Origin of the sequence: Pseudoalteromonas sp. SR44-2, assembly GCF_014163745.1 — a bacterium.
GTDB classification, from domain to species: Bacteria; Pseudomonadota; Gammaproteobacteria; order Enterobacterales; family Alteromonadaceae; genus Pseudoalteromonas; species Pseudoalteromonas distincta.
Genome location: NZ_JACJDW010000011.1, coordinates 120145 through 129001, shown reverse-complemented (window position 1 = coordinate 129001; position 8857 = coordinate 120145). Strand labels below are relative to the sequence as shown.

At 40.3% G+C, this 8857-nt stretch carries 10 protein-coding genes; 3 read left to right on the top strand and 7 right to left on the bottom strand.

Features of this window, described 5'->3' with window-relative positions; all coding sequences use genetic code 11:
- Positions 1-325: 325 nt before the first annotated feature.
- From H5115_RS09140 to pspF, 7 genes are all read right to left on the bottom strand, one after another.
- Complete coding sequence (locus H5115_RS09140; RefSeq protein WP_182754890.1) at positions 326-811, bottom strand: VOC family protein; 486 nt, start codon at positions 809-811, stop codon at positions 326-328.
- A gap of 88 nt (positions 812-899) precedes the next feature.
- Positions 900-1661, bottom strand: a complete 762-nt coding sequence (locus H5115_RS09135) for an ATP-binding cassette domain-containing protein (RefSeq protein ID WP_039484412.1) — start codon at positions 1659-1661, stop codon at positions 900-902.
- The gene (locus tag H5115_RS09130; RefSeq protein WP_002958338.1) at positions 1661-2653 is read right to left on the bottom strand and encodes an oligopeptide/dipeptide ABC transporter ATP-binding protein; all 993 of its coding nucleotides are present in this window, start codon (positions 2651-2653) and stop codon (positions 1661-1663) included. The genes H5115_RS09135 and H5115_RS09130 overlap by 1 nt, the downstream gene beginning before the upstream one ends.
- A complete protein-coding gene (locus tag H5115_RS09125; RefSeq protein WP_002958337.1) occupies positions 2654-3547 on the bottom strand; it encodes an ABC transporter permease subunit in 894 nt (297 codons plus the stop codon).
- On the bottom strand, positions 3534-4568 hold the full coding sequence (locus tag H5115_RS09120) for an ABC transporter permease subunit (RefSeq protein WP_182754888.1): 1035 nt from the start codon (positions 4566-4568) through the stop codon (positions 3534-3536). The genes H5115_RS09125 and H5115_RS09120 overlap by 14 nt, the downstream gene beginning before the upstream one ends.
- Entirely contained in the window at positions 4568-6175 is a 1608-nt protein-coding gene (locus H5115_RS09115; protein WP_182754886.1) for an ABC transporter substrate-binding protein, read from the bottom strand. The genes H5115_RS09120 and H5115_RS09115 overlap by 1 nt, the downstream gene beginning before the upstream one ends.
- 15 nt (positions 6176-6190) lie before the next feature.
- The gene (gene pspF, locus H5115_RS09110) at positions 6191-7255 is read right to left on the bottom strand and encodes a phage shock protein operon transcriptional activator (RefSeq protein ID WP_182754884.1); all 1065 of its coding nucleotides are present in this window, start codon (positions 7253-7255) and stop codon (positions 6191-6193) included.
- A 186-nt stretch (positions 7256-7441) separates the two neighbouring features.
- Here pspF and pspA point away from each other — a divergent pair, with 186 nt between their 5' ends.
- From pspA to pspC, 3 genes are all read left to right on the top strand, one after another.
- Entirely contained in the window at positions 7442-8101 is a 660-nt protein-coding gene (gene pspA, locus H5115_RS09105; RefSeq protein WP_007376832.1) for a phage shock protein PspA, read from the top strand.
- 72 nt (positions 8102-8173) lie between these two features.
- Positions 8174-8407 carry an envelope stress response membrane protein PspB gene (pspB, locus tag H5115_RS09100; protein ID WP_024590985.1) on the top strand — a complete coding sequence of 78 codons (234 nt, stop codon included), beginning with the start codon at positions 8174-8176 and terminating at the stop codon, positions 8405-8407.
- Positions 8404-8805 carry an envelope stress response membrane protein PspC gene (pspC, locus tag H5115_RS09095; protein ID WP_149591832.1) on the top strand — a complete coding sequence of 134 codons (402 nt, stop codon included), beginning with the start codon at positions 8404-8406 and terminating at the stop codon, positions 8803-8805. Before pspB ends, pspC begins: the two co-directional genes overlap by 4 nt.
- Positions 8806-8857 lie beyond the last annotated feature (52 nt).

Here is an 8857-nt window from a genome sequence, read left to right as displayed (position 1 = left end):
CCAAGCGCACAGGGCGTGCATCTGTGAAAGTGTTATGGCAAGGATGGCTTAAGTTACAAGCCATCCTGGAAGGCTACGATTTAGCAAAATCTCTTGAGTCAGACTTGTGATCAAGAGACAGCTTTTAAAGCGCCTTTTTTATTGTCTTGAATAAAGTTGGTATAATACCAATCCGCAATAATACTTAATCATTTTGCGGGGCTAAACGTGTCGCTACCTGTGTTAAAAAATTCTTGTTTAGAACAACTAAATAGCGAATTTTTTGCCTAGCTATCAACACGTTTTTCCATCCTCAAAATAGATCACTTAATTAAGCGGATTGGTATTAATTACCTCTGGCAATAAACTCAATTCGATTGCCGCTAGGCTCTCTTATCATCATATGTTGGGTTGGGCCGCTACCTAAGTTTTCGGGTGCAAACTCTATAATAATATTATTTTGCATTTTTAAGTGTTCATGTAGCTCGTTTAAATTTTTGATACTTTCAACACTGAGTGCTAAATGATGTAAGCCCACATTTTCTGCTCTATTAAACTCCACACGTTTTGCATCGTTTTTCACGCGCCATAATGTAATGGTTATTTTATTGTTTGATAAAAAATAAGCAGGATAGGCAGGGTCATTTCCTAGCGTTTTAAAGCCAAGTACATCAGTAAAAAATGCTTTGGATGCATCTAAGTTTGATACAGTTAAACCTAAATGATCAACGCCACCAACCCAGTTTTTAATCTTTTTTGGTGTATCAGCAATAGCTGAAGCTGATAGAAAGAGTAGGGGGGAAAGGCTAAGTAGTAACTTTTGTTTAAGCATGAGATCTCTTATTAATTAAATACAATTAATGAGAAGACCCATCTAAATACGGTTACCTTACAAAAAAGTTAGGTATTTATAATCTGTTTTAGCAGCTTAATAAACGCTGCGTTACTTTTGATTGAGGGTTTTGAAAAACATCTTCAGTAGGACCGTATTCAACCACTTCGCCTTTATCAAGTACAACAACAAAATCACTAATGTGGCGTACTAAACTTAAATGATGAGTGATCATCACATACGTAAGGCCTGTATCGCGCTGAAGTTTAAGTAACAAATTTACTATTTGCGCCCTTATAGATGGATCTAAAGACGAAACAGCTTCATCAAGTACAATCACCTTAGGATCTAAAATTAATGCACGAGAAAACGCTACACGCTGTAGCTGCCCCACACTAAACATATGCGGGTAGTAGTGTTTATGATCGATTAGCAAACCCACCTTAGAAAGCGTTGCATCAATCTTTTCAGTGCGTTCACTAGCATCAAGCTCAGTATTATATTGCAGGCAATCATCAAGCATTTCGCCAATGGTTAATCCCGGGTTGAGCGATGCAGCTGAATCTTGAAAAATCATACGAATATGGCGACATTGATTATCACGTACGCCATTATCTTCGATAATATTATTCTCGAGTAAAATTTGCCCGCTATCGGCGCTATCAGCTCCTGAAAGTAGTTTTGCCAACGTACTTTTACCTGCGCCTGTTTCGCCAATTATGGCAATGCTTTCACCTCTACCTACGCAAAATGAAATGTTTTTAAGAACTTCAAACTTTTTACGTGAAAAAAGCCCAGCTCGCACATTAAAGGTTTTACTAAGCGCTTGTACTTTTAACAGTGGCTGCATTACTTCATGTCCTTAATTAACGGAAAGTGACACGCATAACTATGACCATGATGCTTAGTCAGGGCTGGTGTAACCACACAGGCTTTTTGCGCTTGTGGACAACGCGGCCCAAGGCGACAGCCAATAGGCAAATGTTGCAGAGTAGGGATAGTCCCTTTAAGCGCATAAAAAGGTTCTTTATGTGCTAAGCCTTGTTCGTAGTCTGGTAGGCTTTTTAGTAATGCTTGCGTGTATGGATGGCGAGGCTGTTTAAATATTTCATGGGTTGGGCCTGCTTCAACCATTTGCCCGCAATATAAAACATGAATGCCATGCGACCAATGTGCAATCTCTTCAAGTTCATGAGAGATCATCAAAATAGACATGTTTTTCAGCTGGTTTAAGCTTTTTAGTAACCTAAATACTTGTGCGCGAGTTGTGCTTTCAAGTGCTGTAGTTGGCTCGTCAGCTATTAATAACTTAGGCGTGCGAGCAATGGCCATCGCAATCATTACTTTTTGACATACGCCTTCAGAGAGCTCATGAGGGTAACTACTTAGTACCGCTTCGTGGTTTTTAATACCCACCTTATGAATAAGCGCTTTTACTCTATCTTTTCTCTCTCGGTTACGTTTTAAAAAGAAACCTTTAGTCGCTACCTCTGGGAGTGTTTCGGCTATTTGGTCAAATATTTTAGCGGTTGGGTCAAGGCAGCGACTTGGGTCTTGATAGATCATTGCTATATCTTGGCTTACTATTTTACGGCGTTTCTCTGGGCTTAAACGCATTAAGTCTACGCCGCGCCAATGAATTCGGTCGGCAGTAATATCCCAGCGCTCGTTTAATACACCAATAATCGCTTTTGCTATTAGGCTTTTACCAGAGCCAGACTCGCCTACAAGCGCATGTACTTCGCCTTCTTTTAAGCTAAAACTCACTCTGTCTACGGCTCTAATTACAGTTTCAGAGGTACGTAGTTCAATTGTTAAGTTACGAACATCGAGTAATTGCATTTAATCAGCCTTACGTGCTTTTAGCACTTGTCGCAGGCCATCGCCTACTAAATTAGTAGATAACACGGCTAAAAATAACAGTACACCAGGTAGCGCTACAGTCCACGGCGCTAAATAAATAAGGCCTAGATTTTCGGCTAATATTGCGCCCCATTCGGTCGTTGGTGGCTGAGCCCCTAATTTTAAAAATCCCAGTGCTGAAATATCTAATATCGCAGTAGAAAGCGCCATCGTGAATATAACCACAATATGCTCATAAATATTAGGAAAAATACCGCGCGATATAATATGCCAATTAGATGCGCCATCGAGTCTAAACGCAGTAATGTAATCTTTACTTAATTCATCAACAATTAGGTTGCGCACCGAGTGAATAAACTGCGGCAATAACGCTAAAATAATTGCCCATACGGTATTCATTAAGCCAGGGCCGAGTATGGCGATTATTATTATGGCCAATAACAAAGAAGGAATAGAAAGTGTGATATCAAGTAAGTGATTTAAAAAGCTTGAACGCAACCCTTTACTAATCCCTGCAAAAGTACCCACTAATACACCAAACAGGGTCGTGATTAGGGCAGCTACAACAGAAAGTCCAAACGTATATGTTGCACCATTCATTAAGCGCGAAAGTACATCACGGCCTAAATCATCGGTGCCTAAAATAAAGCGTACATCGCCCATTTCTCGCCATGAGGGCGGTATGAGTAGTGCATCACTATGCTGTTGGTTTACGCCATAGGGCGCTAAAAAAGGAGCTGTGGCGGCCAATAATGCAAACGCCATAAATATCCATAAACCAACCAAAGCAGGGTGATTGTTTTTAAATTTGCGCCAAAATCGCGCAAGTGGCGATTTATTCGACTCTTCAGAAAATAAATTAAACTTTGCCATGGGCCTGATTCCGCGAGAGTGGATCGAATAAAGTGTAAGTAAGCTCAGTTATGATGGTGGCTAAAATAACAAATAAAGATACCGCCATTAATCCACCTTGAATTGCAGGAAAGTCGCGCTGATAAATACTATCGATTAACCAACGGCCAATACCCGGCCACGAAAAAATAACTTCGGTAATCATCGCAAGCGTTATCAAGGTGCTAAATTGCAAACCAATTTGCTTAATTACCGGTAGTAGTGCATTACGCAGTGCATGGTGCATGATAAGTTGACGGCGGTTTAGGCCTTTTGCCCTAGCTGTTTTAATAAAGTTTTGATCCATTACTTTAAGCATAGACTCGCGTGTAAAGCGCACTAATACCGTGGTTGGATACATGGCCAGTACAATAGTAGGAAGTGTTAAATGGCGCAGTGCATCAACAAAGGCCATCCCTTTATATGGAAATCCAGCGAGAGCAATATCAATTAATATAAACCCTGTGCTGGCGGGTATTTCGTAAAGGAGGCCCATTCTACCCGACATAGGAAACCAGCCAAGCTTTAATGAAAAAACCATTATTAACAACAATGCGAGCCAAAACACAGGCATTGAATAACCTACCATAGTGACAGAGTTTATAAGTTTATCGGGCCAGCGTTTATGATAGCCAGAGCCTAAAATACCAGTAGGTACACCAATAACAACCGATACAATTAATGCATATACGCTTAGCTCTAAAGTAGCCGGTAGTAAGTCAATAATATGGCTAAACACGCTGTTACCAGAGGCAAACGAAAGCCCCCAATCGCCTTGAAATATTCTTCCTAAAAAGGCAATGTATTGCATAAAGTAATTGCTGTTGTATAAATATTTATCCTCAAGCTCACTATGCTGAGCGAAGTTTCCACTTGGTATGCCACTTAAATTACTTAGCGGATCACCGGGAAATAAATACGCCAATGAAAACGTAAATACGCTGAGCATTAATATCATAAAAAAGAACAAACCAAGGCGACGTAAAACATAATCTACGATCATTATTTCTTCCTCGCATTAGCAAGCGAAATAGCACCAAACGGGCCAAGTGTTATGCCTTCCACATCAGCGCTACTCGCTTGAAAGCGCAGGCCATGAGCAATAGGTAATAATGGCAACTCTTTAATAATTAAGCTTTGTGCGTCTTCGTAGTATTTTTTACGTTTGTTTAAATCAGTGGTGTCTAGTGCTTTAGTAAGCAATAAATCAAATTGGGGATTACACCAGTTTGCTGGGTTTTTGCCACTAAAAGTAGCGGTGCAACTCAGCAGCGGGCTAAAAAAGTTATCAGGGTCGGGTGTATCAGCGGCCCAACCAAGTAATACACTGTCGTGCCTATGCTCGCCAATACGTTGAATAAACGTATTCCACTCATATTCTACAATACTGACGTTAACGCCTACTTTGCGTAAATCACTTTGCATAAGCTCAGCCATTTTACGTGCATTAGGGTTATAAATACGACTCACAGGCATAGCCCATATCGTCATATCAAAGCCATTAGGTAAGCCTGCTTCAATAAGTAACTTTTTAGCAAGTTCTGGATCAAACGTAGGTATATCTTCTTGTGGCTCAAATGCCCAAGAGGTAGGCGGCAAAATAGATTGTGCGCGGGTACCGTTACCGTAATAAACCGCCTGCATTATTTTATCTACATCTATTGCGTGCGCAAGCGCTTGGCGTACGCGTAAGTCGTCAAACGGGGCACGCTCTGTATTAAATGCCCAATAACCTATGTTTAAGTTTGTTTCTTTTTCGACGTTGATATCATCACGTTGCGCTAAAATGCTCAATTGCGCACTACTTGGATGAGCCGTTACATCGCACTCTTTAGTCAGCATTTTTGCTATGCGCGTAGTGCCGTTAGGGGTTATATCGTAAACCAATTGTTCAAGTGCAACGTCATGCTTCCAATAAAGTGGGTTACGGTAAAAGCGTACAAGGTGATCTCGGCGGTATTCTTTATAAATATACGGGCCGGTGCCAATAGGGTACTGATCAAATAAGTTTTTTTGATTATTTTTCTTAAGTTTCATGGCGTATTCTTCTGAAAGCACCACGGCAAAGTCGGTAGCCATATTAGCTAAAAAACTGCTTTCAGGATTAAACAATTCAAAACGGACTTGGTAGTCAGACACGCGCACAATTTTGCGAATAAGTTGATCAATTCCTACACTTTGGAAATACGGGTAATCGGCATCGCCCACAAAGTGATATGGATTATATGCATCGAATAATCGGCTAAAGGTGAATATAACGTCGTCGGCGTTAAAGTCCCGAGATGGGGTAAAATAAGACGTTGTATGAAACTTTACATCTTTACGCAGGGTAAAGGTAACCGATTTACCATCTTTGCTAATTTTCCAATCGGTCGCCAGCTCACTTTGAAACTCTGCCGTAACAGGGTCAATGCTAATTAAGCGGTCGTATAATTGGTTAGCAATTATATCAATAGTTGAACCGGTGGTCGTGACTTGCGGATTAAACGACACAGGGTTAGCTTCAGCGCAATAAACTAAGCCTTGGTTTTTTTCTTCTATGATTTCTTCTTTGCTATCAAGGCAACCAACTAAAGTGGTGGTAAGCAAAACAAGTAATAATTTATGCACCCGCATAACCTCTGACTATTGTTGATCCAACAAGTTGTATTTTTTAAGATAACCACGTAGTTGATGATACGTTAAACCAAGTACTTCTGCAGTTTTCTTTTGATTAAATTGGCTATGTTCGAGTGCTTTATTAATCATGTTTATTTCAAAGTCGTTTGAACGCTCTTTTAAGCTGCACGGAAATTGAATATCAACGGCTGAATCATTGCTTGTTTGAGTAATCGGCGGCGCAACAACAATAGGCTCTGCATTAACAGTTTGAGCTGATATAGGTGCTTTAATACGCGCTTTTGGTCTAAATGGGCTATCGAATGGGTCTAAAATAATCTGGTGAACGGGAATATGTTCACTACCGTGGCGATACAAACTGCGTTCAACCACATTTTTAAGTTCACGAATATTACCAGGCCAGTCATAACTAAGCAGTGTTTCTGTTGCGCTTCGGGTAAAACCGCTAAACAGCTCCCAGTCTAAATCGCGCGCCATGTTCATCGCAAACTGCTCAGCAAGAAGCATAATATCGTCTTGGCGTTTGCGCAGTGGTGGCAGGGTAATTACATCAAAGGCAAGGCGATCGAGTAAATCACTTCTAAATTCACCTTGCTCGGCCAAATAAGGAAGATCTTCGTTTGTCGCACACACTAAGCGGGTATCTACTTTTACAGTTTGTTTGCCGCCAACACGTTCAAACTCACCGTATTCTATAACGCGCAGCAGTTTTTCTTGTACCATAGCTGAGGTATTAGCTAATTCGTCTAAAAACAGTGTGCCGCTGTTAGCGCGTTCAAAACGACCTTCGTGACGTTTACTTGCCCCCGTAAAAGCCCCGCTTTCGTGGCCAAATAACTCACTTTCGAGTAGGTTTTCGTTAAGCGCTGCACAGTTAAGTTTTACGTAGTTTTGATCCCAGCGTTTTGATAAAAAGTGTAAGCGTGCTGCTATTAGCTCTTTACCTGTGCCGCGTTCACCAATAATAAGTACCGGTTTATCTAAATTAGCCAGTTGCGATACCTGATCTAATACAGACAGAAAGCTATCTGATTGGCCGAGTAAATTATCCTGTTGGCGATATTGGCTCATATTTCCTAACTCTTGGTCATTTTTACTAACAGTTAGTGTATTTCATAATTAGGGATAACTAAAGAAATTTGTATATTTAGTTTAACGTAATGAAAATAAAGTGTATTTTAACTTTTAAAAAGTTGGCAAGCATATTGATACTAGTTATAGCAGACTAACTAAGTTTTAATTACAGAGGTAAATGTTATGGGAATTTTTTCACGTTTTGCAGATATTGTTAATTCTAATATCAACGCCATTTTAGATAAAGCAGAAGACCCAGAAAAAATGGTTCGTCTGATTATTCAAGAAATGGAAGATACGCTTGTTGAAGTACGTTCTACATCAGCTAAAACATTGGCTGAGAAAAAAGAAATTGTACGCCGCTTAGATACACTTAAAGCGCAGGTAAGTGATTGGCAAGATAAAGCCGAACTGGCTTTAAGTAAAGACCGCGACGATTTAGCGCGTTCAGCCTTACTTGAAAAGCAAAAGTCGGCAGATGCCGTTGCTTCAGTAGCGAGTGAGCTTGAACATGTAGAGTCTCATATTGAGAAATTACAGCAAGAAGTCACGACGCTACAAGAAAAGCTAGCAGATGCTAAATCTCGTCAAAAAGCGATTATACTTCGCCAACGTTCGGCTGAGTCGCGCCTTGAAGTGAAAAAGACACTTGATAGCTCAAAAGTCGAAGAAGCACTTAACCGCTTTGAACGTTACGAAACCAAAATTGATGGACTAGAATCTCAAATTGAGTCGTACGATTTAGGTAAAAAGACGTTAGCGGATGAAATTGCTAATCTACAAAAAAATGAAAAGATAGATGATGAGCTAGCCGAACTTAAAAAGAAGCTAGCTGATAAATAATTACATATAAAAATATATGGGGCCCATGTGCCCCAGCTTAAAAACATCAAAACGGATTGTCAGGAGAGGATTATGTTTGATCCAGAGATATTAGTTGCACCATTTATCTTGTTTATGATTTTTGTTGCTCCGCTGTGGCTAATTTTGCACTACCGTAGCAAAAAACAAGTAAGCCAAGGTTTAAGTGAGCACGAACATCGCCAATTACTTGAGCTTGCACAAAAAGCTGAAAAAATGGCGGACCGATTAGAAACACTTGAAGCATTGCTTGATCAAGAGTCACCACAATGGAGACGCAAAGTATGAGTGCCAAACGCGAATTATTAAGAGACCCACAACGCGGTAAAATAGCCGGTGTATGTGCGGGATTAAGTGACTACTTTAATATGGAGTTATGGTTAGTTCGCATTATATTTGTTAGTGCGGTACTGCTAACGGGTGGCCCATTATTTGTGGTAGCGTATATTGCAGCTTGGTTCATTTTAGATAAAAAAGAGCCTGCAACAGCGCAAACTAATAGCTCAACTAAAACTGACGATCCGCTAGAAGTAAAATTTAAAGTATGGCAAAAAGGCGAGCCGCCGCGCCGCGCATTGCAAGATTTAAAAGAGCGTTTAACGCGCGTAGATACTCGCCTTCAAGATATGGAGCGCCATGTTACTTCAAGCGAGTTTACGGTGAGCCGTGAAATTAACAAACTTTAAAGGATTTAATAGCACCTTATTTGCAGCGTGATAAATTACGGCAAATTAGGTG